Origin of the sequence: Pseudomonas sp. IT-P395, assembly GCF_949767675.1 — a bacterium.
Classification (GTDB): domain Bacteria; phylum Pseudomonadota; class Gammaproteobacteria; order Pseudomonadales; family Pseudomonadaceae; genus Aquipseudomonas.
The window spans coordinates 312,134-338,078 of record NZ_CATKPW010000044.1 but is presented as its reverse complement, the minus strand read 5'-3'; the positions used below and the strand labels follow the sequence as shown (position 1 = coordinate 338,078).

The 25,945-nt window shown below is 61.2% G+C and carries 22 protein-coding genes; 5 read left to right on the top strand and 17 right to left on the bottom strand.

Annotated elements, in window-relative coordinates:
* Positions 1-147: 147 nt before the first annotated feature.
* The 3 genes from gltB (at position 148) to hemE (ending at position 7,361) form a co-directional block, all read left to right on the top strand.
* Positions 148-4,593 (top strand): glutamate synthase large subunit, encoded by a 4,446-nt coding sequence (gene gltB / locus ACM6IN_RS21910; protein WP_007909434.1) that lies wholly within the window; start codon positions 148-150, stop codon positions 4,591-4,593.
* A 33-nt stretch (positions 4,594-4,626) separates the two neighbouring features.
* A complete protein-coding gene (locus tag ACM6IN_RS21905; RefSeq protein WP_007909438.1) occupies positions 4,627-6,045 on the top strand; it encodes an FAD-dependent oxidoreductase in 1,419 nt (472 codons plus the stop codon).
* A 248-nt stretch (positions 6,046-6,293) separates the two neighbouring features.
* On the top strand, positions 6,294-7,361 hold the full coding sequence (gene hemE, locus ACM6IN_RS21900; RefSeq protein ID WP_414916696.1) for a uroporphyrinogen decarboxylase: 1,068 nt from the start codon (positions 6,294-6,296) through the stop codon (positions 7,359-7,361).
* 179 nt (positions 7,362-7,540) lie between these two features.
* Here hemE and ACM6IN_RS21895 read toward each other — a convergent pair whose 3' ends face one another.
* Positions 7,541-8,815, bottom strand: coding sequence for an MFS transporter (locus ACM6IN_RS21895; protein ID WP_414916695.1), 1,275 nt, complete (start codon positions 8,813-8,815; stop codon positions 7,541-7,543).
* Positions 8,816-8,933: 118 nt separating this feature from the next.
* Between ACM6IN_RS21895 and ACM6IN_RS21890 the strand changes: the two genes are divergently transcribed.
* Positions 8,934-9,836 (top strand): LysR family transcriptional regulator, encoded by a 903-nt coding sequence (locus tag ACM6IN_RS21890; protein WP_007909445.1) that lies wholly within the window; start codon positions 8,934-8,936, stop codon positions 9,834-9,836.
* 103 nt (positions 9,837-9,939) lie between these two features.
* On the opposite strand, the gene ACM6IN_RS21885 is transcribed toward ACM6IN_RS21890, so the two are convergent.
* On the bottom strand, positions 9,940-10,377 hold the full coding sequence (locus tag ACM6IN_RS21885) for a hypothetical protein (RefSeq protein WP_007909447.1): 438 nt from the start codon (positions 10,375-10,377) through the stop codon (positions 9,940-9,942).
* A 216-nt stretch (positions 10,378-10,593) separates the two neighbouring features.
* Here ACM6IN_RS21885 and ACM6IN_RS21880 point away from each other — a divergent pair, with 216 nt between their 5' ends.
* Positions 10,594-10,977 (top strand): type II toxin-antitoxin system PemK/MazF family toxin, encoded by a 384-nt coding sequence (locus tag ACM6IN_RS21880; protein WP_042704943.1) that lies wholly within the window; start codon positions 10,594-10,596, stop codon positions 10,975-10,977.
* A gap of 213 nt (positions 10,978-11,190) precedes the next feature.
* Here the strand turns inward: ACM6IN_RS21880 and ACM6IN_RS21875 are convergent, their stop codons facing one another.
* The 15 genes from ACM6IN_RS21875 to ACM6IN_RS21805 form a co-directional block, all read right to left on the bottom strand.
* A complete protein-coding gene (locus tag ACM6IN_RS21875; RefSeq protein ID WP_414916694.1) occupies positions 11,191-11,994 on the bottom strand; it encodes a hypothetical protein in 804 nt (267 codons plus the stop codon).
* Positions 11,995-12,020: 26 nt separating this feature from the next.
* Positions 12,021-13,247 carry a beta-ketoacyl-ACP synthase gene (locus ACM6IN_RS21870; RefSeq protein ID WP_414916693.1) on the bottom strand — a complete coding sequence of 409 codons (1,227 nt, stop codon included), beginning with the start codon at positions 13,245-13,247 and terminating at the stop codon, positions 12,021-12,023.
* Positions 13,247-13,975, bottom strand: a complete 729-nt coding sequence (gene fabG / locus ACM6IN_RS21865; protein ID WP_007909450.1) for a 3-oxoacyl-ACP reductase FabG — start codon at positions 13,973-13,975, stop codon at positions 13,247-13,249. The genes ACM6IN_RS21870 and fabG overlap by 1 nt, the downstream gene beginning before the upstream one ends.
* A complete protein-coding gene (locus ACM6IN_RS21860) occupies positions 13,968-14,432 on the bottom strand; it encodes a hotdog family protein (protein ID WP_414916692.1) in 465 nt (154 codons plus the stop codon). The genes fabG and ACM6IN_RS21860 overlap by 8 nt, the downstream gene beginning before the upstream one ends.
* Positions 14,429-15,625, bottom strand: a complete 1,197-nt coding sequence (locus ACM6IN_RS21855) for a beta-ketoacyl-[acyl-carrier-protein] synthase family protein (protein WP_007909452.1) — start codon at positions 15,623-15,625, stop codon at positions 14,429-14,431. The genes ACM6IN_RS21860 and ACM6IN_RS21855 overlap by 4 nt, the downstream gene beginning before the upstream one ends.
* Positions 15,622-16,089: a hypothetical protein gene (locus ACM6IN_RS21850; RefSeq protein WP_095113444.1), complete on the bottom strand. Its 468-nt coding sequence runs from the start codon at positions 16,087-16,089 to the stop codon at positions 15,622-15,624. Before ACM6IN_RS21850 ends, ACM6IN_RS21855 begins: the two co-directional genes overlap by 4 nt.
* A gap of 140 nt (positions 16,090-16,229) precedes the next feature.
* Positions 16,230-16,955 (bottom strand): class I SAM-dependent methyltransferase, encoded by a 726-nt coding sequence (locus ACM6IN_RS21845; RefSeq protein WP_123375579.1) that lies wholly within the window; start codon positions 16,953-16,955, stop codon positions 16,230-16,232.
* Complete coding sequence (locus ACM6IN_RS21840) at positions 16,952-18,199, bottom strand: NAD(P)/FAD-dependent oxidoreductase (protein WP_414916691.1); 1,248 nt, start codon at positions 18,197-18,199, stop codon at positions 16,952-16,954. Before ACM6IN_RS21840 ends, ACM6IN_RS21845 begins: the two co-directional genes overlap by 4 nt.
* A complete protein-coding gene (locus ACM6IN_RS21835) occupies positions 18,186-19,349 on the bottom strand; it encodes a hypothetical protein (protein WP_007909476.1) in 1,164 nt (387 codons plus the stop codon). Before ACM6IN_RS21835 ends, ACM6IN_RS21840 begins: the two co-directional genes overlap by 14 nt.
* Entirely contained in the window at positions 19,346-21,685 is a 2,340-nt protein-coding gene (locus ACM6IN_RS21830; protein WP_414916690.1) for an MMPL family transporter, read from the bottom strand. Before ACM6IN_RS21830 ends, ACM6IN_RS21835 begins: the two co-directional genes overlap by 4 nt.
* Positions 21,669-22,271 (bottom strand): outer membrane lipoprotein carrier protein LolA, encoded by a 603-nt coding sequence (locus tag ACM6IN_RS21825; protein ID WP_414916689.1) that lies wholly within the window; start codon positions 22,269-22,271, stop codon positions 21,669-21,671. The genes ACM6IN_RS21830 and ACM6IN_RS21825 overlap by 17 nt, the downstream gene beginning before the upstream one ends.
* Positions 22,268-22,693: an acyl-CoA thioesterase gene (locus ACM6IN_RS21820; protein ID WP_007909482.1), complete on the bottom strand. Its 426-nt coding sequence runs from the start codon at positions 22,691-22,693 to the stop codon at positions 22,268-22,270. Before ACM6IN_RS21820 ends, ACM6IN_RS21825 begins: the two co-directional genes overlap by 4 nt.
* Complete coding sequence (locus tag ACM6IN_RS21815) at positions 22,686-24,230, bottom strand: HAL/PAL/TAL family ammonia-lyase (protein ID WP_077570462.1); 1,545 nt, start codon at positions 24,228-24,230, stop codon at positions 22,686-22,688. Before ACM6IN_RS21815 ends, ACM6IN_RS21820 begins: the two co-directional genes overlap by 8 nt.
* Positions 24,211-25,158: a glycosyl transferase gene (locus tag ACM6IN_RS21810; RefSeq protein WP_095113449.1), complete on the bottom strand. Its 948-nt coding sequence runs from the start codon at positions 25,156-25,158 to the stop codon at positions 24,211-24,213. Before ACM6IN_RS21810 ends, ACM6IN_RS21815 begins: the two co-directional genes overlap by 20 nt.
* Complete coding sequence (locus tag ACM6IN_RS21805; RefSeq protein WP_007909487.1) at positions 25,155-25,889, bottom strand: glycosyltransferase family 2 protein; 735 nt, start codon at positions 25,887-25,889, stop codon at positions 25,155-25,157. Before ACM6IN_RS21805 ends, ACM6IN_RS21810 begins: the two co-directional genes overlap by 4 nt.
* Positions 25,890-25,945: the final 56 nt, after the last annotated feature.

Here is a 25,945-nt window from a genome sequence, read left to right as displayed (position 1 = left end):
TCGTCAAATTTGTGAGCCTCTGTGTCGCTGTGTACAATGACCACCCTTTTGCCCCCGCCAAGCCGGCGTACGTTCGGCGCAGGACGCAAGTGGTTGAATTGAAAAGAAATTTGCCTCGAAAAGAGGCAGCCTGGTGAGAAAGTGTCTATGAAAGCAGGTCTGTACCAACCAGATGAATTCAAGGATAACTGCGGTTTCGGCCTGATAGCCCATATGCAGGGCGAGCCCAGTCATACCCTTTTGCAAACGGCCATCGAGGCCCTGACCTGCATGACCCACCGCGGTGGGATTAATGCCGACGGCAAGACCGGTGACGGTTGCGGTCTGCTGATTCAAAAACCTGACGCGTTCCTGCGAGCCATTGCCCAGGAAACCTTCAGCGTCGAGTTGCCCAAGCAATACGCGGTGGGCATGGTTTTCTTCAACCAGGATCCGGTCAAGGCCGAAGCCGCTCGCGAGAACATGAACCGCGAGATCCTCGCTGAAGGCCTGCAACTGATCGGCTGGCGTAAAGTGCCAATCGACACCAGCGTCCTCGGCCGCCTCGCTCTCGAGCGCCTGCCGCAGATCGAGCAGGTGTACATCGGCGGCGAAGGCCTGAGCGATCAGGACATGGCCGTGAAGCTGTTCAGTGCCCGTCGCCGTTCGTCGGTATCCAACGCCGTCGACTCCGACCACTACATCTGCAGCTTTTCGCACAAAACCATCATCTATAAAGGCCTGATGATGCCGGCCGATCTGGCCGCGTTTTATCCTGACCTGAGTGACGAGCGCCTGCAAACCGCGATCTGCGTGTTCCACCAGCGCTTCTCCACCAACACCCTGCCGAAATGGCCGCTGGCGCAGCCATTCCGCTTTCTCGCCCACAACGGCGAGATCAACACCATTACCGGTAACCGTAACTGGGCGCAGGCCCGTCGGACCAAGTTCAGCAACGATCTGATGGATCTGGAAGAGCTCGGCCCGCTGGTCAACCGTGTCGGTTCCGACTCCTCGAGCATGGACAACATGCTCGAGCTGATGGTCACCGGTGGTATCGACCTGTTCCGTGGCGTGCGGATGATCATTCCGCCGGCGTGGCAGAACGTCGAAACCATGGACCCGGATCTGCGTGCGTTCTACGAGTACAACTCGATGCACATGGAACCGTGGGACGGCCCGGCCGGCGTGGTCATGACCGACGGTCGCTACGCGGTGTGCCTGCTTGACCGTAACGGTCTGCGCCCGGCGCGCTGGGTCACCACCACCAACGGTTTCATTACCCTCGCGTCGGAAATCGGCGTGTGGGATTACAAGCCGGAAGACGTGATTGCCAAAGGCCGTGTCGGCCCTGGGCAGATCTTCGCGGTGGACACCGAAACCGGGCAGATCCTCGACACCGATGCGATCGACAACCGTCTGAAATCCCGTCATCCGTACAAGCAATGGCTGCGCAAGAATGCCCTGCGCATTCAGGCGACCATGGAAGACAACGACCACGGTTCGGCGTTTTACGACGTCGATCAGCTCAAGCAATACATGAAGATGTATCAGGTCACGTTCGAAGAGCGCGATCAGGTCCTGCGTCCGCTTGGCGAGCAAGGCTACGAAGCCGTTGGCTCGATGGGCGACGACACGCCGATGGCCGTGCTGTCCCAGCGTGTGCGCACGCCGTACGACTATTTCCGTCAGCAGTTCGCGCAGGTCACCAACCCGCCGATCGACCCGCTGCGTGAAGCGATCGTGATGTCGCTGGAAATCTGCCTCGGTGCCGAGCGCAACATTTTCCAGGAGTCGCCGGAACACGCCTCGCGCGTGATCCTCAGCTCGCCAGTGATCTCGCCGGCCAAGTGGCGCTCGCTGATGAACCTCGACCGCCCGGGTTTCGAACGGCAGATCATCGACCTCAACTACGACGAAAGCGTTGGCCTCGAAGCGGCCATCCGCAACGTTGCCGATCAGGCTGAAGAAGCCGTGCGCGCCGGTCGTACCCAGATCGTTCTGAGCGACCGTCATATCGCCCCAGGCAAGCTGCCGATCCACGCCTCGCTGGCGACCGGTGCCGTGCACCACCGGCTGACCGAAAAAGGCCTGCGCTGCGATTCCAACATCCTTGTTGAAACCGCTACCGCCCGTGACCCGCATCACTTTGCGGTGCTGATCGGTTTCGGCGCCTCGGCGGTCTATCCGTTCCTGGCCTACGAAGTGCTGGGCGACCTGATCCGTACCGGTGAAGTGCTGGGCGACCTCTATGAAGTGTTCAAGAACTACCGCAAAGGCATCACCAAAGGTCTGCTGAAGATCTTGTCGAAAATGGGCATCTCGACCATCGCTTCGTACCGCGGTGCGCAGTTGTTCGAAGCCATCGGCCTGTCCGAAGAAGTCTGCGACCTGAGCTTCCGTGGCGTGCCGAGCCGCATCAAGGGTGCGCGTTTCGTCGACATCGAAGCCGAGCAGAAAGCGCTGGCCAGCGAAGCCTGGAGTCCGCGCAAGCCGATCCAGCAGGGCGGTCTGCTGAAGTTCGTCCACGGTGGCGAATATCACGCGTACAACCCGGACGTGGTCAACACCCTGCAAGCCGCCGTGCAGCAGGGCGACTACGCCAAGTTCAAGGAATACACCTCACTGGTGGACAACCGTCCGGTGTCGATGATCCGCGACCTGTTCAAGGTCAAGACCCTCGATACGCCGCTGGACATCAGTGAAATCGAGCCGCTGGAATCGGTGCTCAAGCGCTTCGACTCCGCCGGTATCTCGCTGGGCGCACTGTCGCCGGAAGCTCACGAAGCCCTGGCTGAAGCCATGAACCGCCTCGGTGCGCGTTCCAACTCCGGCGAAGGTGGTGAAGATCCGGCGCGTTACGGCACCATCAAGAGCTCGAAAATCAAGCAGGTCGCGACTGGCCGTTTCGGCGTAACCCCGGAATACCTGGTCAACGCTGAAGTGCTGCAGATCAAGGTCGCACAGGGCGCCAAGCCGGGCGAGGGCGGGCAACTGCCGGGCGGTAAAGTCAACGGGCTGATCGCCAAGCTGCGTTACGCAGTGCCGGGCGTAACCCTGATTTCGCCACCGCCGCACCACGACATCTATTCGATCGAAGACTTGTCGCAGCTGATTTTCGACTTGAAACAGGTCAACCCGAAGGCGCTGGTTTCGGTGAAACTGGTTGCAGAAGCAGGCGTCGGCACCATCGCCGCCGGTGTGGCCAAGGCCTACGCGGACTTGATCACCATCTCCGGCTACGACGGTGGCACCGGTGCTTCGCCGCTGACTTCGATCAAATACGCTGGCGCACCGTGGGAACTCGGCCTCGCTGAAACCCACCAGACCCTGCGCGGCAACGACCTGCGCGGCAAAGTCCGGGTGCAGACTGACGGCGGCCTGAAAACCGGCCTCGACGTGATCAAGGCAGCGATTCTCGGCGCTGAAAGCTTCGGCTTCGGTACTGCGCCAATGATCGCGCTGGGCTGCAAATACCTGCGTATCTGCCACCTGAACAACTGCGCCACCGGCGTTGCGACGCAGAACGAGAAGCTGCGCAAGGATCACTACATCGGTACCGTCGACATGGTGGTGAATTTCTTCACCTACGTCGCCGAGGAAACCCGTGAGTGGCTGGCCAAGCTCGGCGTACGCTCCCTCGAAGAGTTGATCGGTCGCACCGATCTGCTGGAAATCCTCGAAGGCCAGACCGCCAAGCAAAACCACCTGGACCTGACGCCGCTGTTGGGCAGCGATCACATCCCGGCGGACAAACCGCAGTTCTGCGGCGTTGAGCGCAACCCACCATTCGACCAGGGCCTGCTGGCCGAGAAAATGGTCGAGATGGCTTCGTCGGCGATCAACGACATGAGCGGCGCCGAGTTCGATCTGGATATCTGCAACTGCGACCGTTCGATCGGCGCGCGGATCTCCGGCGAAATCGCCCGCAAGCATGGCAACCAAGGGATGGCGAAAGCGCCGATCACCTTCCGCTTCAAAGGCACTGCCGGTCAGAGCTTCGGCGTGTGGAACGCCGGCGGTCTGAACATGTACCTCGAAGGCGATGCCAACGACTACGTCGGCAAAGGCATGACCGGTGGCAAGCTGACCATCGTGCCGCCGAAGGGCAGCGTTTACAAAACTCAGGAAAGCGCCATCATCGGCAACACCTGTCTGTACGGCGCCACTGGCGGCAAGTTGTTCGCCGCCGGCACCGCAGGCGAGCGTTTCGCCGTGCGTAACTCCGGTGCCCACACGGTTGTGGAAGGCACTGGCGATCACTGCTGTGAGTACATGACCGGTGGTTTCGTCTGCGTGCTGGGCAAGACCGGTTACAACTTCGGCTCTGGCATGACCGGTGGTTTCGCCTACGTGCTCGATCAGGACAACACCTTCGTTGACCGGGTCAACCACGAACTGGTGGAAATCCAGCGGATCAGCGGCGAGGCGATGGAAGCCTATCGCAGCCACCTGCAAAACGTGCTGAACGAGTACGTCGCGGAAACCGACAGCGAGTGGGGTCGTGAACTCGCCGAAAACCTCGATGACTACCTGCGCCGTTTCTGGCTGGTCAAGCCCAAGGCTGCCAACCTGAAATCGTTGCTTTCCAGCACTCGTGCCAACCCGCAGTGATATGCGCCTGAAGAGTTTGATGAGGTTTTAACAATGGCTGAACGTCTGAATAACGACTTCCAGTTCATCGATGTCGGGCGCAAAGATCCGAAGAAGAAACTGTTGCGTCAACGCAAGAAAGAGTTCGTCGAAATCTACGAACCGTTCAAACCCCAGCAGTCGGCCGATCAGGCTCACCGCTGCCTGGGTTGCGGCAACCCGTATTGCGAATGGAAGTGCCCGGTACACAACTTCATTCCCAACTGGTTGAAGCTGGTGGCCGAGGGCAACATCCTTCAGGCCGCCGAGCTGTCGCACCAGACCAACACCCTGCCGGAAGTCTGCGGCCGGGTGTGCCCGCAGGATCGTCTGTGCGAGGGTGCCTGCACCCTTAACGACGGCTTCGGCGCGGTGACCATCGGATCGGTCGAGAAGTACATCACCGACACCGCGTTCGCCATGGGCTGGCGCCCGGACATGTCCAAGGTCAAACCGACCGGCAAACGTGTCGCGATCATCGGTGCGGGCCCGGCGGGCCTGGGTTGTGCCGACGTGTTGGTACGCGGCGGCGTGACCCCGGTGGTGTTCGACAAGAACCCGGAAATCGGCGGTCTGCTGACCTTCGGCATCCCCGAGTTCAAGCTGGAAAAGACCGTGCTGAGCAATCGTCGCGAAGTCTTCACCGGCATGGGCATCGAGTTCCGTCTCAACACCGAAGTCGGCAAAGACGTGACCATGGAACAACTGCTCGCCGAATACGATGCGGTGTTCATGGGCATGGGCACCTACACCTACATGAAGGGCGGTTTTGCCGGTGAGGATCTGCCGGGCGTGTATGACGCACTGGATTTCCTGATCGCCAACGTCAATCGCAACCTGGGCTTTGAAAAGTCGCCGGAAGATTTCGTCGACATGAAAGGCAAGAAGGTTGTGGTGCTGGGCGGCGGTGACACGGCGATGGACTGCAACCGCACGTCGATCCGTCAGGGCGCCAAGTCGGTGACCTGCGCTTATCGTCGTGACGAAGCGAACATGCCCGGCTCGCGCAAAGAGGTGAAGAACGCCAAGGAAGAAGGCGTGAAATTCCTCTACAACCGCCAGCCGATCGCTATCGTCGGTGAGGACAAGGTCGAAGGCGTCAAAGTGGTCGAGACCCGTCTCGGCGAACCGGACGCCCGTGGCCGTCGCAGCCCCGAGCCGATCCCGGGTTCCGAAGAGATTATCCCGGCCGATGCCGTGGTTATCGCTTTCGGCTTCCGCCCGAGCCCGGCGCCGTGGTTCGAGCAGTTCGAGATCCAGACCGACAGCCAGGGCCGCGTTGTTGCGCCTGAGCAAGGTCAGTACAAGCACCAGACCAGCAATCCGAAAATCTTTGCCGGTGGCGACATGGTGCGCGGTTCCGACCTGGTGGTGACGGCGATCTTCGAAGGCCGCAATGCTGCCGAAGGGATCCTCGATTACTTGGGCGTCTAAACCCGTCTAGCTGACTGCAATGCAATACCTGTGGGAGCTGGCTTGCCAGCGATAGCATCACCTCGGTCAATCTGACAAAACGAGGTGTCTGCATCGCTCGCAAGCCAGCTCCCACAGTGCTTTGTGTTGCTGCAAAAATCTGCATTCCAACGCAATAAATTGACCCGATAGACAAAAGGCTGACCTGCATCCGTGCCTTTTGCGTCGCGCTCTGAGAAAATGCCCGCACTTTTTTTCCGGATGCCGACATGACTGCCCTGAAGAACGACCGTTTCCTCCGCGCCCTGCTCAAGCAACCCGTAGACGTCACCCCTGTGTGGATGATGCGTCAGGCCGGTCGCTATCTGCCGGAATACCGCGCCAGCCGCGCCCAGGCCGGTGATTTCATGAGCCTGTGCATGAATCCGGAATTCGCCTGCGAAGTCACCATGCAACCGCTCGACCGCTATCCACAACTGGACGCGGCGATCCTGTTTTCCGACATCCTCACCATCCCCGATGCCATGGGCCAGGGCCTGTACTTCGAGACCGGTGAAGGTCCGCGCTTCAAGAAAGTCGTCAGCACCCTCGCCGATATCGAAGCGTTGCCGATCCCTGATCCGCACAAAGACCTCGGTTACGTGATGGACGCGGTCAGCACCATCCGTCGCGAACTGAACGGTCGCGTGCCGCTGATCGGTTTCTCCGGCAGCCCGTGGACACTGGCCACCTACATGGTTGAAGGCGGCTCGTCGAAGGACTTCCGCAAGACCAAGGCGATGCTCTACGACAACCCGCGAGCCATGCACCTGCTGCTGGATAAGCTGGCGCAGTCGGTGACCTCGTACCTCAACGGCCAGATCATGGCCGGCGCGCAAGCGGTGCAGATCTTCGATACCTGGGGCGGCAACCTGTCGGCAGCGGCGTATCAGGAGTTCTCGCTGGCTTACATGAAAAAAATCGTCAGCGGCCTGATCCGCGAGCACGACGGTCGTAAGGTGCCGGTGATCCTTTTCACCAAGAACGGCGGCCTGTGGCTGGAAAGCATTGCCGAGGCGGGCGCCGACGCCTTGGGTCTGGACTGGACCTGCGACATCGGCAACGCCCGCGCCCGCGTTGGCGACAAAGTTGCCCTGCAAGGCAACATGGACCCGACCGTGCTTTACGCCAAACCGGAAGCGATCCGCACTGAAGTCGGGCGCATTCTGGCCAGCTATGGCAAGGGCAGCGGCCACGTGTTCAACCTCGGCCATGGCATCACCCCTGAGGTTGATCCGGAGCATGCGGGTGCGTTCCTGCGTGCGGTGCATGAGCTGTCGGCGCAGTATCACGAGTGATCGCCACACAATAAAAAACGCCCGGCTAAATGCCGGGCGTTTTTGTTTCCGCGATCCAACGTCGGAAACAGATCAATTGTAGGAGTGAGCCTGCTCGCGATAGCGGTGTGTCAGTTCGACCGATGTGTTGGCTGACACACCGCTATCGCGAGCAGGCTCACTCCTACAGGGGTTTTGTGTCAGGCCTTAACACCCTGCAACGGTGGCAACTTCGCCAGCTTCAACGCCACCAACAACGCCACGAGCAACAACGCGCCGATAAACAAGCCGATCCCGTTCCAGCCACCCAGATGCCAGAACACCCCGCCCGCCGTCCCGGCAATGCTCGACCCGGCGTAATAGCTGAACAGGTACAACGATGAGGCCTGCCCCTTGGCCTTCGTCGCCCGCCGACCAATCCAGCTGCTCGCCACCGAATGCGCGCCAAAGAAGCCAAAGGTGAAAATCAACATGCCGACAATCACCAGCAACAGCGGCGTAAACATCGTCAAGGCAAGGCCGGCAAACATCAGCGCAATGGTCGCCCACAGCACTTTGCGTCGCCCCAGCTTATCCGCCAGCGAACCAATCTTCGCCGAGCTGTAGATCCCCGACAGGTACACCACCGACAGCAAGCCAACGAACACCTGATCGAGGTTGTACGGCGCGGCCAGCAAGCGATAACCGATGTAGTTGAACAGCGTGACAAACGCGCCCATCAACACGAACGCTTCAAGAAACAGCAACGGCAGACCGGCATCGCGAAAATGCATGGTGAAACCATCGAGCAGACTGCGCGGGTGCAGTGAGCGTGAGCGGAAGTTGCGCGATTCGGGAAGGATTTTCCAGAACACCGCTGCGGCAATCATCGCCAGACCGCCGATCACCAGCATCGCCGTGTGCCAGCTGACAAAATCGATCAGCACACCGGTGATCAAGCGCCCGCTCATCCCGCCAATCGCGTTGCCGCCGATGTATAAACCCATCGCCAAGCCAATGTGTTGCGGATGAATTTCTTCACTCAAATACGTCATTGCCACCGCCGCAAGTCCGCTCAGCGACAGCCCGATCAGCGCACGCATGATCAGCACGCCTTGCCAACTCGGCATCATCGCACTGGCCATGGTGCACAGCGCCGCTGCGAACAGCGCAGTCACCATCACCGGTTTGCGCCCGATCCGATCAGAGATCGGCCCGGTGATCAGCAGGCCGATGGCGAGCATGCCGGTGGCCACCGAGAGGATCAGGCTGCTCTGCGCGGCGTTGATTCCGTACTCGTGGGACAACAGCGGCATCATCGGCTGCACGCAATAGAGCAGGGCAAACGTCGCGAAGCCGCCGCTGAACAGCGCCAGCACCGTGCGCATGAACATCGGCGTGCCTTTTTCGATGTAGATCTCTTGCAGCTCGGCGACGACATCGTCGGCCGCAGCAGGCGGGACTTCATGGGCTAGGGGCGCGACAGCAGTTTTCACTTCAGACCTCGGAGGGCACGGCCATGCAGGCAATGAAAAAATCATATAGCTGGCTAATGTTTCTATCCAATATATTGTTCGACCTGTTTGATAGCTTTAACGACCTAATGGGGTTTCCATGGAATTGCGTCATCTGCGCTACTTCATCGCCGTTGCCGAAGAACTGCACTTCGGCCGCGCCGCACAGGTGCTTGGCATCTCCCAGCCGCCGCTGAGCCAGCAGATTCAGGCGCTGGAGCAAGAGGTCGGCGCGCGGCTGTTCGAACGCACCAATCGCCGGGTCGAGCTGAGTGAGGCCGGGCGATTGTTTCTGGAGGAGGCGCGGCTGGTGCTGGCGCAGGTCGATAAGGCGGCGGATGTCGCCCGGCGTGCGCAACTCGGTGAACTGGGCGAGTTGAAGATTGGTTTCACCTCGTCGGCGCCGTTCAACTCGACGATTCCACAGGCGATCTTTTCCTTCCGTCAGCGTTTTCCGGCGGTGCATCTCAACCTTCGCGAGATGAGTAGCACGCAAGTCGCCGAGGGTTTGGTGGATGAGTCGATCGAGGTCGGTATCATGCGCCCGCTGGGTTTGCCGGATTCGCTCAGCGTGGTGGAGTTGATGCGTGAGCCGCTGGTCGCGGTGCTTGGTTCCAAGCATCCACTGGCGCAGGGCAGTGAAGAAGGGCTGTTTCTCTCGGCGCTGGCGCTGGAGCCGTTCGTGTTCTTTCCGCGCAGCTACGGCAGCGGGCTGTATGCGCAATTGCTGAGTCTGGCGCGTGATGCCGGGTTCAGCCCGCACTTCGCCCAAGAGGCGGGCGAGGCGATGACCATTATCGGTCTGGTCGCAGCGGGGCTGGGGGTTTCGGTGCTGCCGGCGTCCTATCAGCGGATGCGCATCGACGGCGTGGTCTACCGACCGTTGCTCGATCCGGAAGCGGTGTCTGCGGTGTGGCTGGTGCAGCGCAAGGATCAGAAGTCACCGATGGCCAAGGCGTTTGTCGAACTGCTCACACGCAAGGTTGAACCATCAAAGGTGTGATTGCTGCGCAATCAAATCGCGAGCAGGCTCGCTCCCACAGGGAACGCATTCCAAGGTGGGAGCGAGCCTTCTCGCAAAGATGTCAGTCCAAGCCCCCAACCTTTCAGGGCAACCGCACCAAATCCCCCTTCAGTGCTACTCGCGTGACAAATATCCCCGCCCGGCACTCGTAGGTATTCAAATCCTTGCGCACATGCTGGTCGTAGTAACTGACGATATTCACTACCGCATTCGCCCCGACCCGCTTGGCATCAGCCTGTAACTTAATCAGATTTGACTGCAACACCCACTCGCAGGAATCGTGGTCACTCTTGTTGAAACCGTTGGTTTTCAGATCACTGACCACCCCACGCCGCAACAACTGCTGCGTGCCCTGCGGCCCATTGCCGAGCAGATAGAACTTCACACTGCCATCCAGCCGCCCGGCGCGAATCGCGTCCGACAGCACGGTTTCGAAGGGCATGTACATCAGGTTGGTGGCGTGGCTGGCGCTGGGCAGTAGCGCGAAAAGCGCAGCGGCGATCAGGGCTTTCACTTGCATGGTCATCTCCTTGACGGTGAAAGAGAACCGCGAGTGCTCGACCGACCGGGCCCGCCGTTCTGACAGGCGTATCGATGGCCTGCATGAGCGAGTGTAGATGCTGTGTGGCGAGTGTTCAGCTTGTGGAGCCGTGTTCACCACATTTGCGGTTACGAACTGTTTTAGCGAGTGTTTGTTTTCTTGCGCAGAATCGATTTCTTTAAGTGAGTGCCATGGATGCCACTTCGATACCAGCCCAAGGAAGGTAGTGTTCTGATCTGCGACTTCAGAGGTTATGAAGTACCTGAGATGGTCAAGGTCAGACCCGTTGTCGTGATACGAAAACACAGAACCAACAGTATGTTGGTGACGGTCGTACCGCTCAGTACCACTGCACCGGATTGTTTACTTGATCACCATTTCGAACTCTCCAGCCATCTTCAAGGCGCCAGCCCGATCTGTTGGGCGAAGTGCGATATGGTGGCCACTGTCAGCCTTTCCCGACTGGACCGGATCAAAAGCAGAGATCGTGAAGGACGGCGCGTCTATTTGATCTCACACCTTGAAACAGAAGAGTTCTGCGCCGTTAAAGCCGCAGTCAGGCGGGCGCTTGGGCTGTAATGGCAACAGAAGTGGCGCAGTGAGGCCAAACGCCAGCCGTTGTCCTGATTGATGATTCGGGCAATACTGCGAGCGTTCCCGCAAGGGGCTTGTGAGACTCTGAGGATCCTGGGCGACCAGCCATCGCAGAGCCGGACAGGTGATCGGCGATGACAAGCCAACCTGTTTGTGAAAGGGCGCCGAATGGCGCCCTTTGTCGTTTCTACAATCCCATCAATCCACGTGCGCCAAGTCCCCGCGCAATGCCACGCTCGACACCACCAGCCCGGCACGGCACTGGAATTTCTCGGTGTCTTTGTACAGATCGCGCTGGTCGACGCTGGCGATGTTGATCACCGCATTGGCGTCGGCTTTTTTCGCAGCGTTCTGCAGGGTGGCCAGGGCCGATTGCAGCGCCCAGAAGCAGGCGTCTTCGTCGGATTTGTTCGAGCCGTTGGTCTTGCGGCTGCTGCTCACGGTGTCGAGTTTGCGCACTTGCTTGGGCAGGGTTTCGCCGGCCAGGTAGAACTTCACGCTGCCGTCGAGCAGGCCGGCGTCGGTGGCGCGTTTGACGCCTTCGCGGAAGCTCAGGTAGGTCGGCTCGTCGGCGCCCTGTTTAACGATGCCCAGATCGTTGACGAACTCGATGTCGGGGTTGATCGACAGCTCTTTGAGCACGTTGTCGCGCAGGCGGTTGACCCAGCGGTTGTAGTTACCGTGGATCTTGCCGTCCTTGGCGTCGAGGCCGTAGCTGCTGCGGTAGTCGATTTCGAACGAAGTCGGGGTGAACGGGATGTCGACTTCGGCGTGATGGCGACCGCGTACAGTGATTGCCGCTTTGATCATGCCCGGACGTACCGACTGCACGACCCACTGGCGGTCATTGAGCGCGGTGACGATCGCGCGGCTCATCTGTTGCTGCGTGAAGCCGAGGTTGGACGAGAACTCTTCCCTGGCGTTGTAAACCGGTTTGCTGGTGCAACCGCCGAGCACAAAAAACAGTGCCAACAGAGCGGCGATGCGGTGAAACTGAGTCATTCCCTTCACTCCAAAAGGTGTTGCGGTCAGTGCCAGCGGCGGAAAATCAACGAGGTGTTGACGCCACCAAAAGCGAAATTGTTGTTCATCACGTAGTCGTGATGCATCTGGCGGAATTCACCGCGCAGGTAATCGAGCTTGCCGCAGTGCGGATCGACCTCGTCGAGGTTGAACGTGTGCACGTACAGATCGCGGTTCATCATCTCGATGCTGAACCATGACTCCAGCGCACCGCAGGCGCCGAGGGTGTGGCCGAGGAAGCTCTTCTGCGAGCTGATCGGCATGTGTTCACCGAACAAACTGCTGGTCGCCAGTGTTTCGGCAATGTCGCCCTGTTCTGTAGCGGTGCCGTGGCCATTTACATAACCGATGGCTTCCGTCGCGAGTCCGGCGTCTTCCAGCGCCAGTTCCATGGCGCGGCGCATGGTTACTTGCTCCGGGCGCGTGGTGTGCTGGCCGTCGGCGTTGCTGCCGAAACCGACAATCTCGGCGTGGATGTGCGCACCGCGCGCCAAAGCATGTTCCAGCTCTTCAAGCACCAGCATGCCGCCGCCTTCACCGATCACCAGACCATCGCGGCCCTTGTCGTACGGGCGTGGGCTGGTCTGCGGCGCATCGTTTTTCAGGCTGGTGGCGTAGAGTGCGTCGAAGACCATGGCTTCGGTCGGGCACAGTTCTTCGGCGCCGCCGGCGAGCATCAGGGGCAGGCGGCCGAACTTGATCGCCTCGTAGGCGTAACCGATGCCCTGGCTGCCGCTGGTGCAGGCGCTGGACGTCGGGATCAAACGCCCGGTGAGGCCAAAGAAGATGCTGATGTTGGCGGCGGTGGTGTGCGGCATCATCCGCACATAGGAGTTGGCGTTGAGGCCTTCGGCCACCGAGTTGAGCAGCATGTTGCCGAACGCTTTGATCTCGTCGGTGCTGCCAGTGGACGAACCACAAGCCACGCCCATGCGCCCATCCTTGATCGATTCGTCACCGAGAAGACCGGCGTCAGCCAGGGCGTTTTCCGCCGCACGAACCGCCAGCCGCGATACCCGGCCCATGCTGCGCAATTGCTTGCGGGTCCAGTGCGCAGGTACTTCGAAGTCATCGATCGGCCCGGCCAGGCGCGTGTTGAGTTCGCTGAAGCGATCCCACTCGTCCATGCGGCGAATTCCGCTGCGGTTGGCCGCGAAGTTGCCGGCGATGGTCTCCCAGTCGCTGCCCAGCGAGGTGATGCCGGCCATGCCGGTGACGACGACGCGCTTCATCAGCACAAGCCTCCGTTGACCGCCAGGACCTGGCGGGTGATGTACGAGGCTTCCGCCGACATCAGGAAATTCACTGCACTGGCGACCTCTTCCGGGGTACCCATGCGTTGCGCGGGGATCATCTTCATCAATTCTTCCACCGGCACGTTTTCGTCGAGCATCGCCGTGTCGATCAGGCCCGGCGCGACGCAGTTAACGGTGATTTTGCGCTTGCCCAGCTCGATCGCCAACGCCTTTGCCGCACCGATAACGCCGGCCTTGGAGGCGCTGTAGTTGACCTGGCCACGATTGCCGATCAGCCCCGACACCGAGGTGATGCAAACAATGCGACCGGCGGCACGGCGGCGGATCATCGGCATCATCACCGGGTGCAGAACGTTGTAGAAACCGTCGAGGTTAGTGCGCAGGACCACGTCCCAATCGTCGTCGCTCAGCGCTGGAAACGCGCCGTCGCGGGTCAGCCCGGCGTTCAACACCACGCCGTAATAGGCGCCGTGAGTTTCCACGTCAGCTTCAAGGATGGCCTTGCAGGTTTCCCGGTCGGCAACGTCGAATTGCAGAATCCGCGCCTTGCGCCCCAGCGCTTCGATTTGCGCCTGAACGCCTTGCGCCTCAGTCACGCCGCTGCGGCAATGCAGGACGATATCGTGCCCGGCCTGCGCCAGACGCAAGGCAATGGCCCGGCCGATGCCACGGCTGGAGCCGGTGACCAGTACGGATTCAGTCATCGTTCGACTCCTGTGTCTGTTGCAGATATTGATTGACCTGAGGCGGACGGAACACATTCAGGCGCGCGCTGGCATGAATGCCATCGCCATTGATATGGCATTCGAAGACACCCATGCCGTTGTCGTCTTCCAGCGAGCGCAGACCATGAATGGTCAGATCGGTGCCGGCGGGAAACGCTTCGACGTTGCACTCGAACTTGCGTGTGCCGAGCAGAAAGCCCAACTCCACCGGATTGCCTTTCTGCTTTGCGTGGCAACCGGCAAAAGCGGCGACGCTTTGCGCCATCAGCTCGATGCCGACCCAGGCTGGCAGGCTGCCGTCGGGCAGATTGAACAAGCCATCGGGCTTGACCGTGAGGCAGGTGAAAATCTGCTCATCGTCAAAGCTTGAGATGCTGTCGATCAGAATCATGTCGCCCGCATGGGGCAGCAGTTCGGCGAGCGGCCAGGCCGTCATGGGGCGTCTCCGATAATCAGGCTGACGTTGTTGCCGCCGAAGGCAAACGAGTTGCTCATCAGGTAGCGGGGTGCAATGGACGTCAGGCGCTCGCTCGCGGTCACCCACTGCAGCGACGGCAGCGCGGGATCGGCCTGCGCATCCCAGACGTGCGGCGGCAAGGCGTGAGCGGGGTTGTCGGCGCTCAGGCTCAGCCAGCAGAACGCCGCTTCCAGCGCACCGGCCGCGCCGAGGGTATGGCCGGTCATCGGTTTGGTCGAGGAGCAGGCGACGCCCTCAGGGAACAGCGTCGCAACCGCCAGACTTTCCATCGCGTCGTTGTGTTGGGTGGCGGTGCCGTGCAGGTTCAGGTAGCTGATCTGCGCTGCTTGCAGATGAGCGCGGCTCAAGGCTTTCTGCATTGCTTGCAGGGCACCGCGCCCGGTCGGCTCGGGGGCGGAAATGTGATGCGCGTCGGAACTGGCACCGGCGCCGAGCAAGGCAATGGCCGGGCCTTCGCCCTGTTGTTTGCTCATGACGAACAGCACAGCTGCTTCGCCGATATTGATGCCGCTGCGGTTGGCCGAGAACGGATTGCAGCGCTCGTCGGATATCGCTTCGAGTGACGAGAAACCGTTGAGGGTCAGTTTGCACAGGCTGTCGACGCCGCCACACAGCACCGCGTCGCACAGGCCCAGATCGAGCAGACGCTGAGCGCTCATCAATGCGCGGGCGCTGGAGGTGCACGCCGTGGAAATCACATAGGCCGGGCCGCTCAGTTGCAGCCAGTCGGCGAGGAAATTGGCCGGGGCGCCGAGCTCCTGTTGGCGGTAGTCGTATTCCGCCGGGAAACGCTGCTCGCGGATGTAGTGCGCCAGACCACGGCTGGCCTCGTCGATGCCCGAAGTGCTGGTGCCGAGGACCACGCCGATGCGCTCGCGGCCATAAGTCTGGATCGCCTGGTCGATCTCATTGCGAATCTGCAATGCCGCTTCCAGCAACAGCTGGTTATTGCGGCTGCGCTGATCGGCGAGTTCTGCCGGGATCGGCGCCAGTTCACCCTGGACGGCAGCGACCGGCAACTCACGCTCCGCCACCCAGCCGGACTCGCGGCGCATGCCTGAGCAGTCGCCGGCGAACAGGTTGCGCGCGACGGCATGTTTGTCGCGGCCCAGTGCGCAAATCACGCCGAGGGCATTCAGGTAAGCGGTCATGGTGTCGGTTCACCCAGCGGAGAAACGCGGTAGTGCGGGCCTTGGGGCAGGTTCAATTCGAAGCTCAACGGTTGTGAATAACGGATATCCCAGCGCGCCGGCAGAGCGCGTTGCTGTCCCTGTTGTTGCGCGGCGGGGTAATTTCGCAGCAGTTCGCCGGACGGGGTCAGGGCGAATAACAGCGCAGCAAACAATTCGCGGGCTTCCGGGTTCGGCGGCAACAGCCCATCGGCCTGCCAGTGGCCGTCGATCAGTTGCTGACGCGCTTGCGGAATACCCAGCGGATCCATCATCGACCAGCGGATGCCCGGGCCTTCGCGCTGGATCACCAGCAGCCAGTCCTGGCGTTGTTCGGCTTGATTGCGTTCAATGTGCAATTGCAGCGGCAGCGGGAGTGTCGGATTGCCCGCCGGCAACGGCGCCTGGCTGGCGCAGGCACTCAGGAGGACAAATACCACCAACATTAGCCACACCACAAACCTTGTGGGAGCTGGCTTGCCAGCGATGGCGCTGGCACATCGAGCATTTTTGTTGACTGACACACCGCTATCGCTGGCAAGCCAGCTCCCACAGGGTTTCGGGTGTGCAGGTCGATAGCTGTGCATCAGAAAGTACCTTGCAGCGGCTTGCGCGCTACCACGTTGACCAGCGTTTCCTCACGCTGCCCAAACGGTTTTGGTTTGCGTAAGCCAAACCGTTCCAGCAAGCCAAAATCCTTCGACCGGCTCCACCACAGATACGGGTACGAGACATTCTTCTCGGCAAACTCGAAACCCTGCCCGCGAATCATCTGCAGATACTGCGCCGCACTCTTTTGCACGTGCATCGGATGGCGGAACAACCAGCGGATCACCCAAGTATCAATGTAAGCCTCGGTGGACTCGGCGAACAGCAGATAGCCACCCGGTTTCAGCACCCGGTAAAACTCGGCCAAAGCCTTTTCCTGCTCGACCAGATGATGAAAGGTCTGGTGGCAGAACAGCAGATCAACGCTGGCGTCCGGCACATTGAGCGTCGCGCAGTCACTGCCGATCAGCTCTACATCGAGGCCCAGACGCGTCGCTTCTTCAGCGCTCAACTCCAGGCTGTGCGGATCGGCGTCAACACCGATCAAACGCTGTGGCGCGAAGGTCTGGCGCAGATGACCGAACGACTTGCCCTGTCCGCAACCAGCGTCCAGCAACACCGGATGTTCCGGCAGCGCTTCACTGAACAAACCACGCAAATCATTGATCGCCACCCGCAACACGTGGTGCTGCCAGGTGTGGCTGCGCAGGAACCAGAAACCAAAGCGGGTTTCCTCGACGTAGCTGTCGCTCAAGTAGTTCATGTGGCGTCCTTTGCACAGAGTTCGGAAATCATCTTCAAGCGGCGACGCGCTTCGCTGACGAACGGATTGCGCTCATCCCAGGCGTAGCCGGCGAGGATCGAGCAGATCATCCGACGGATTTCCGCCTGACTGTCTTCATAAAAAATCACGTCTTGAAACGTGCCGGCATACCAGCCCTCGACGTAGCAGCGGAAGGTGTCGACGCCGCGCTTGAGCGGCTCGGCGAATTCGCTTTGCCAGTCGACCGTTTCACCTTGTAACTGACGGTGCAGCACGGCGGCGGCCATGCTCGCCGAGCGCATGGCGATGGTCACGCCGGAGGAGAACACCGGGTCGAGAAATTCTGCCGCGTTGCCGAGCAGGGCGAAGCCCGCCCCGTGCAGGGTTTTCACATTGGCGGCGTAACCGCCGAGGGTGCGCGCCGGGGTGTCCCACACAGCCTTGTCGAGTACGCCGGCAAGGCTTGGGGTTTCGGCGATGAAGCTGCGCAGGCAGGCATCCAGATCGCTGTCGCGGCCCTTGAAGTGCTCTTCGGCCGCGACCACACCCACCGAGCAGCGTCCGTTGCTGAACGGGATCGTCCAGAACCAGACATCGCGATGTTCCGGATGCGTGGTGACGAGGATTTTCTCGCGGTCGAGTGTCGGGTTGTCGATGTGATCTTCAACGTGGGTGAACACCGCCTGACGCACCGGGAAATTCGACGGTGCTTCGAGGTCCAGCAGTCGCGATAACACGCGACCGTAGCCGCTGGCATCGAGGACGAAATCCGCTTCGACGCGATACTCGCTGCCGTCCTCGCGGCGCACGTCGAGCAACGGTTTTGTCCGGTCGAAATCGACGCTGACGATGGCATCGCCGTAGCGGATTTCCGCGCCTTGCAGCGCCGCTTGATCGGCCAGCAGTTTGTCGAAATCGGCGCGTTGCACCTGAAACGTGGTCGGTTTGCCGCCGGTAAAGGTGTCACCGAAATCGAAGGCGCTGTAACGCTCGCCCCAGGCGAATGCGGCGCCGGTCTTGCGCTGGAATCCGGCGGCGTTGACGGCGTCGAGCATGCCCGCCTCTTCGACGAAATCCAGGCAATGGCTGAGCAGGCTTTCGCCGATCGAAAAGCGCGGAAAATGCTGGCGCTCGATCACCAGTACATCGTGGCCCTTGCGCTTGAGCAGCGCAGCGGCGATGGCGCCGGACGGGCCGGCACCGATGATCACGACCTGACGGGATTCCATTTCAACGATTGGCACGTGAACTCCGGGGCAGGTGGGATTTGATATCCAGCGGCGCGCGATGCAGGCCGATAAGGGCCGGTAGCAGCGTCGCGATCAGGCCCATCAGCATCAGCGCGAAGTACAGCGCCGGGGTGATGAGTTGTTGTTGCAAGAGCAAATTGAGAAAGACGATTTCGCTCAGGCCGCGAATGTTCAGCAGCACGCTTTCGCGCCAACGGCTGGCGCCTTCGAACGAAGCGCCGGCCCAGCCGAGGCCGAGCCAGTTGCCAAGCAGTTTACTGGCAATCGGCAACAGCAGCAGCGCCGCCCATTGCAGCGGACCAAGGCTGGCGAGGGCACTGTGCACGTCGATCTGGACGATGCCGAACGTCAGAATCAGCGGGATCGCCAGCCACGTCTGCAAACGGTTCATCCAGCGCGCCGGCAACGGCAGCACCAGCGGCACTTTCAGCGCGGCCATGCACAGCAAATAGCCAATGCCGAAGATCAGCGCGTTGAGTTTGTAATGCTCGGCCATCACCAGCAACGCGAAGAAACCGAGGCTGTAGGTCAGTGGTCGGCGTACGCCGATGACGCGCAACAACAACGGCACACAGGCCAGGCCCAGCGGCAACAACAGACTGCTCAGGTGCAGACTGCCTTGGGCGAGCCCGAACAATGTCCAACAGGTCAGATCAATGAGGATCGCGGTCTGCACCAACCGGCGAGTGGCGGCCGGCGGATATTCGATGTGGCGCAGATACAGGTACAGCACCGGGATCGCGGTAATCGCGAACACCAGACCGATGGCCAGCGAGTTGAGCCACGGTTGCGTCGGCAGCAGCCAATACGCAGCGGCAAGACCACAGGCGAACGGCACGAGGAAACTCGGCACGGCGATTTTCACGCTCTGCCGATCCAGTTTCAGATCGATCACATCACTGAGAATGTGTCCGAGCAGCAGGGCAAAACTCAGGCTGTAGAGGTTTTTCAGCCAGTCTGGCGCGATCAGTTCGGCGCCACTGAGCTGCCAGCCCGGTTCGATCCAGAAGTACATCAGCAGCGGCAAGCCGAAGCTCGCCAGCAGCAACTGGCTGACAATCGGGATCAGGCCGAAATGGCGGCCAATACGAGTGGCCACGGCGAACAGCGCCATGGCCAGCAGCCAGAAAACGACGACCATCATGCCGCTGGCTCCGCGACGGCTGCCGTGTGTTCGTGGCGCCCGGCCCACGGTGCCAGCATGAAGCTGAACGCCAGACCGAGGCTCACCGACAGACCGAAGTTGCTCACCGCCGGCGTGCTGGAAACCGCCAGCAAACCAAACGACAGCCACGTCGTCACAGCCGCCAGCAAGGTGCCGAGCAGGCTCACCGCCGCGCCGCCGACTTGTTCACGCATGAGAATCGCGTAATCAACGCTGATCGCCGTCACCAGCAACAGGCCGAACAGGCTGAACAGGGTCAGCGGCTGACCGAGCCAGCCAAGGCTGGCCAGACTGCATAAAGCGGCGAGCAACGGCAGAGCGACGATGCGCAGCGCGCCGCCGAGACCGAACGGCAGCATCAGCACCAGCACGATCAGCGCGCAGGAGGCGAGTTTCAGTTCGGCAGCGCTGATTTGCGTCGCGGCAAAAACTTCGTTCAATTCCCCGAGGCGATCGACCAACACCACCCCTGGCAAATCCAGTGCCTGTACCCGCAGCAGCGCCGGGTTATTCAATCCTTGCAGACTGGTCATCGCCGCCACGCCGTCTTCCGTCGGACCGAGCCAGAGCGTGCGATAAGGCTCGCCGAGCGGGCCGGCCAATGCTGCGTCGATGTCCTCGGCAGGCACGGTCTGCAACTGTTGCAGTTCGTTTTGCAACGCGGCGAGCGGCACGCCGAGGTCGAGCAGTGGCTGCCAGTATTGCGGCAGTTTGTTCAGCGCCTGGCGCACTTGCTCTTGCTGGTTCGGCGGGCTCACCAATTGATCGAGGGCCAGATAGCCTTGCAGCTTGTCGAGGTTGACCAGTTGCTCCAGACGTTCGCTCAACGCGGCCTGACGTTCGAGCAATTGCTGCTGATTGTCGGCGCGCACGAGGAAAAACTGGCTGGTCGGCTGATAGCCGGTGATGCGCGCGATGGTCTGCGCTTCATCGGTCAGGCGTTGCGGCGCGCCGACCCACTGGCGAATGTCATTCTTGCTTTGCAACTGCACCAGACCGCCCACACAGAAGGCGAGCAGCAATGCCAGCAACACCGGCGTGCGTACGCGTTCGAGGAGTTTTTCGCGCAGCGCAACCATGCGCTCGGCCAGATGCAGCGGCCATTGCGCGGGGCGCAGTTCGACGTTTTTCAGCAACGCCGGCAACAGGCACACCGCCGACAGATAGGCACCGAGCAAGCCGGCGGCGGAGAACACCGCGATTTGCGTCAGCGCCGGGAACGGCGTCCACGCCAGCGCGAGATAGCCGATGGCGCTGGTGATCAGGCTCAGGGTCAGCCCGGACAGCGTCAGGCGCAACGCCGGCCAACTGCGCCACGGCTTCAGGCTCCAGCTCTTCGACAGATAATGCAGCGGATAATCCACGGCCACGCCGATCAGGCTGGAGCCGAGCACCAATGTCATCACATGCATATGGCCGAACAGCGCGACACAAGCCACCGCCCCGAACAACATGCCGACCAGCACCGGCACGAACGCCAGCAGCACGCGCCAGCGACGGAAAGCGAGCAACAGCAGCAACAGAATACCGATCGTGGCACCGCCGCCGACCCAGGTCATTTCGCGAGTGGCTTGCTGCTGACCGTTAGCCGCGTACAGCAAACCGCTGGCGGCGAGCAGTTGCACGTCGGATTTCGCCGCCTGTTCACGGCTATGTTGCAGCAGCGCGGCTACTTGCAGCGGCAGGTTCATGTCGAACGCGTTGCCGGTGGTGCGTGCCCGCAGCAGCACCCAGCTCTTGCCGTCGGCAGCGGCGATCAGCGCGCCGCTGCCGATGTCCAGTTGCACTGCACCGTGCTGCGGCTGGCTGTTCTGAATGCGCCCGGTCAGGCCAAGCCAGTCATCCTGACTCGGCACCAGACTGAAACCGCTGAACGGGTCGAACAGGGCTTGTACGCGTTGCTGAATGAAGGCGTCGGGGTGTTCGATCAGCAATTGCCGATCATCCGCCGAGAGCATCGCCAGTCGCCCTTGCAGCAGTTGTGTGCGCAGCGCTGGCAGGTCTGCTTGCAGGTTCCACTGCACCTTTTCGAACAACCCGCTGGCCTGCCATTGCTCACCCAGGGTTTGCGCCATGGTGACGGCTTGCTGGCGATCGGCGTGGCCGACCAGCACCAGCATCTCGCGGTTAAGTGGTTCTTGCATGCGCTGCTCGGCGCGCTGTTCAAGGGCGTCCGGGTGAGTGCCGGGCACCAGTTCCATCAGGTTCGCCGACAGCGGCGCACCGTCGCGCCATTGCCAACCGGCCAGCGCGACAAAGGCCAGCAGCAGGATCAGAAACAGCCAGGGCAGCCTGCGTTCACTCGGCAAAGTCATGTTGCTCCGCGTCGCTCAACGGTTGGCTGGCGTTGCTGTCCTGCATGCGCAGCACGGTGCTGTCGCCTTGGGTTTCCAGCAGTTCGATGGTCTGCACCAGCGCGCCGCCGTCGATGTTGATCTGGTTGAACACCTGCTTGAGCAGCAGCGAGCGCGGGGTCAGCGTGAGTTTCCACTGCTGTGCATCGCCGCTCAGCGCCAGTTCGAAGTCGCGTTGCAGGCCACTGCTGTCGCCTTGCAGCACGGCGAGAAACAAGCGGTTCTGCTCGGCACCGGCGCTCTTGTTCGGCAGCAACTGCCAGCCATTGCCGTCACGCCGGGCGATGCCCTTGGCGGTGATGCGGTAGTCCTGTTGCAGCGGGGTTTTCAGCAACCAGAGCAGGCCGTGGTTTTTTGCCAGAACGAAGCTGCCCTTGCTGATCAGCGGCTGGGGCAGGGCGCGCAGGTGTTTTTCCTGAATGAACTGGCCGTGGATCACGTCCGGCTTCGCCAGTTGTTCGCTCAGTTGTTGCAGGTCGAAAGCATTGGCCAGCGCTGACAGCGTCAGCAGCGCCAATACGCTCAGGCTTTTAACCCAAACATTCATCGCAGCATCCTTTCTACGGCGTCGGTGAAGACCTTCGGTGAGGCCAGCTGCATCTCGCGACTGCTGACTTCGACGGCGACTTGCACCGAGCTGGCGCGGGTCAGGCGTTCGCCGCTGTGCAGGTCAGTGATCAGATAATTGATCTTCAGACGGTTTTCCCACTCAACCAGGCTGGCGCGTACATTCAGGCGCTGACCAAACACCGCGCCGCGCACATAGCGCAGTTGCAGGTCGATGATTGGCCAGGCGTAACCCGACTCGACCATCTGCGTGTAGTTGTGGCCGATCTTGTCCAGCAGCGCGCAGCGCGCCACTTCGAGGTATTTGACGTAATGCCCATGCCAGACCACGTGCATGGTATCGACGTCGAAAAACGGCACGAGGATCTCGGTGTCGGCGTGAAGCACTCCGGCGCTACGCATGCAACCTCCAGTGTTGCGCGGCGATGCGTTGCAGGCACAGGCGCAATTCGCCTTCCAGTGCGCGGTCTTCGATGACTGGCGGGAAGTCCTTGGCCAGTTCCTCGTGCATCGCCGCCAGCGACGGCGGCAACGGTCGCGCGTCTTCGGCCTGAGCGCGCAGCCACACGCCTTGATTGGCGGCGAGCAGGGTGGCGGCGGCGACCTGTTCGGTCAGCTCCAGCACGCGGATCGCATCGCGGGCGGCGATGGTTCCCATGCTGACTTTGTCTTGGTTGTGACACTCGGTGGAGCGCGAGAAGACGCTGGCGGGCATGGTGTTTTTCAGCGCTTCGGCGGTCCAGGCGCTGGTGCCGATCTGCACGGCTTTGAAGCCGTGGTTAATCATCGCCCGATCCGCTGGCGCGCCGGAGAGATTGCTCGGCAGACCGTGGTTGTAACGTTCGTCGACCAGCAAGGCGAGTTGCCGGTCCAGCAGGTCAGCAACGTTGGCCACGAGGTTTTTCAGGCTGTCCATGGCGAACGCGATATGCCCGCCGTAGAAGTGCCCACCGTGCAACACGCGCTCGGCTTCGGCGTCGATGATCGGGTTATCGTTGGCGCTGTTCAGTTCGGTTTCGATGAACGAACGCAGCCAGTTCAGGCTGTCGGCCAACACCCCGAGCACATGCGGGGCGCAGCGCAGCGAATAGCGATCCTGCAATCGATGCAGCGGCGCAGTCGGCGCGTCGATCGCCAGATCCTTGCGCAGCCACGCGGCAACCTGCATTTGTCCCGGATGCGGTTTGGCGGCGAACAGGCGCTCGTCAAAGTGCTCCGGGTTGCCTTGCAGCGCGACCACGTTGAGCGCGGTGATGCGCGTGGCCAGTTGCAGCAGATAGTCGGCGCGGGCGAAAGCGAGGCAGGCAAGACCGGTCATCACCGCAGTGCCGTTCATCAGTGCCAGTGCTTCTTTCGGGCGCAGCACCAAAGGTGTCCAGCCCAGTTCGCGATGCACATCGGCCGCCTGACGGCGCTCGCCACGGAACATCACTTCACGCTCGCCGGACAGTGTTGCGGCAACGTAGGACAGCGGCGTCAGATCGCCGCTGGCGCCGACCGAACCTTCTTCGGGAATCAGTGGGAGGATGTCGTATTCGAGAAACGCGTGCAGACGCTCCAGCAGTTCCACACGCACCCCGGAGACGCCGTGACACAGCGACTGCAACCGTGCCGCGAGCACCGCGCGTGTGGCTTGGGCATCGAGCAGTTTGCCTAACCCGCAGCCGTGGAAGGTGTAGAGGTGACGCGGCAACGCTTCGACGTGATGCAACGGCACCGCGACCACGCAGGAGTCGCCGTAACCGGTGGTGACGCCGTAGATCACGCCTTCCTTGTCCAGCAGCGAATCGAGGAACCGCGCGCCCTTGGCGATGCGTTCGCGATAGTCGGCGTCGCTCTGCAACTGCACGGGTGCCTGACGGTTGGCCAAGGCCAGCACGTCTTCGATGCGCAAAGGGCGTTCGCCGAAGGTTACCGGCTCATGGGTTGGCGTGGTCATCGGTCTTCCAGAAAGGGTAAAAGTTGAACCATTGTTGCGGCGCTTCGAGGCAATAGTGACTCAGGCGCTGCGCATAGCGGGTGGCCCACTGATGAATGACCTGCTCGCGCTCGCTGCGCTTCCATACCACGGCGTCGGCGAAGGGCTCGAGGGTCAGGCGATAGTGACCGTCCGGTTGCTTGAGGCACATCAGCAGGTTGACCGGGCATTTCAGCAGACCGGCGAGCAGCCACGGCCCTTGCGGGAACGGCGCCGGATGGCCGAGAAAGTCCACGGTGACGCTGCGCCCGCCATGCAGCGGCACGCGGTCGCCGGCAATCGCCAGCCACTCGCCGCGCTCCAGCCGTTCGTGCAGTTGCAGCATGATTACCGGGTCGAGTTCGCTGACCTGAATCAGGCGCAGATTGGTCGCCCCGGCTTCACCGAGCAGGCGGTTGAATTGCTCGGCGTGCTTGGTGTGTACCAGCACGTTCATGGTGACCTTTTCGCCGATCTCCGCCAGTGCGCGGCACACTTCCAGATTGCCCAGGTGCGCGCCGACCAGCAGTTGCCCGCGACTGCCGCGCAACTGATTGCGCAGTAGCGCCGGGTCGATGATTTCGATTTGTTCGATACGCAGTTTGCCGTTCCATACGTCGAGCTTGTCGAGCATCGAATCGGCGAACGCCATGAACTGACCGAACACCCGCCAATGAGTAGGGCGCAACGCGTCGCGCTGACTCCATGCGGCCAGGCGCCGCTGGTATTGCCAGGCGCTGTGTCGCGCGGTGCGGCCAAACAGGAAAAAGTACAGGACGATGCCGTACAGCAACGGGCTGAGCAGGCGTCGTCCCAAGACCTTGGCGGCGAACGCGGTGAATTTCATCAGCAGGAAGCTGCCGCGCTCTTCGCGGTCAGCCCAGTGCTTTTTGTCGGCTTCGCCGGTCATGTTCGCCACCGCCGCCAGAGGATCACCGGGAAGCGCAGCAACATGCCGAGAAACAGCCGTGTGTGCATGCTGGAAATCAGCGCGTTGTCGTGGAACAAGCGGAAGTGCGACACACCGTCCAGCGGGTAGTGCACGCTGGTTTGCAGCCAGCGCATCGGCTGATTGCGCCACGACAGGCGCACGAGAATGTCCGAGTCGAAATCCATGCGCTTGCCGACTTTTGCCGAGTCGATCACCGCCAGCGTCGGCGCCAGCGGATAGACGCGGAAACCACACATCGAATCGCGGATCTGCAGCGACAGCGTGTTGATCCAGACCATCACGTGGGTCAGATAGCGCGCATACAAACGGCCTTTCGGCACACTCTCGTCGAACAGCGGATAACCGCAGATCATCGCCTCGGGATGTGCGCGGGACTCGTCGACGAAACGGGCAACATCGTGCAAGTCGTGCTGACCGTCGGCATCGACCTGCAGCGCATGGCTGAAACCCAATAGCGAGGCTTCGCGCAAACCGGTCATGACCGCGCCACCCTTGCCCTGATTGGCGGTCAGGCGCACCAGGTGCACGTTGTCGCGTTCCGCCAAACCGTCGAGCACCTTGGCACAGGACTGGGTGCTGGCGTCATCCACCAGAATGCACGGCAAGCCTTGCGCGAGCAGGGCGTCGACCACGGTGCCGATCGCGGTTTCGTGGTTATAAACCGGGATCACTGCACAAGGATTATGCATGCCGGTGATTCCTGTGGGAGCGAGCCTGCTCGCGATTGAGTGCGCAGCACTCACGA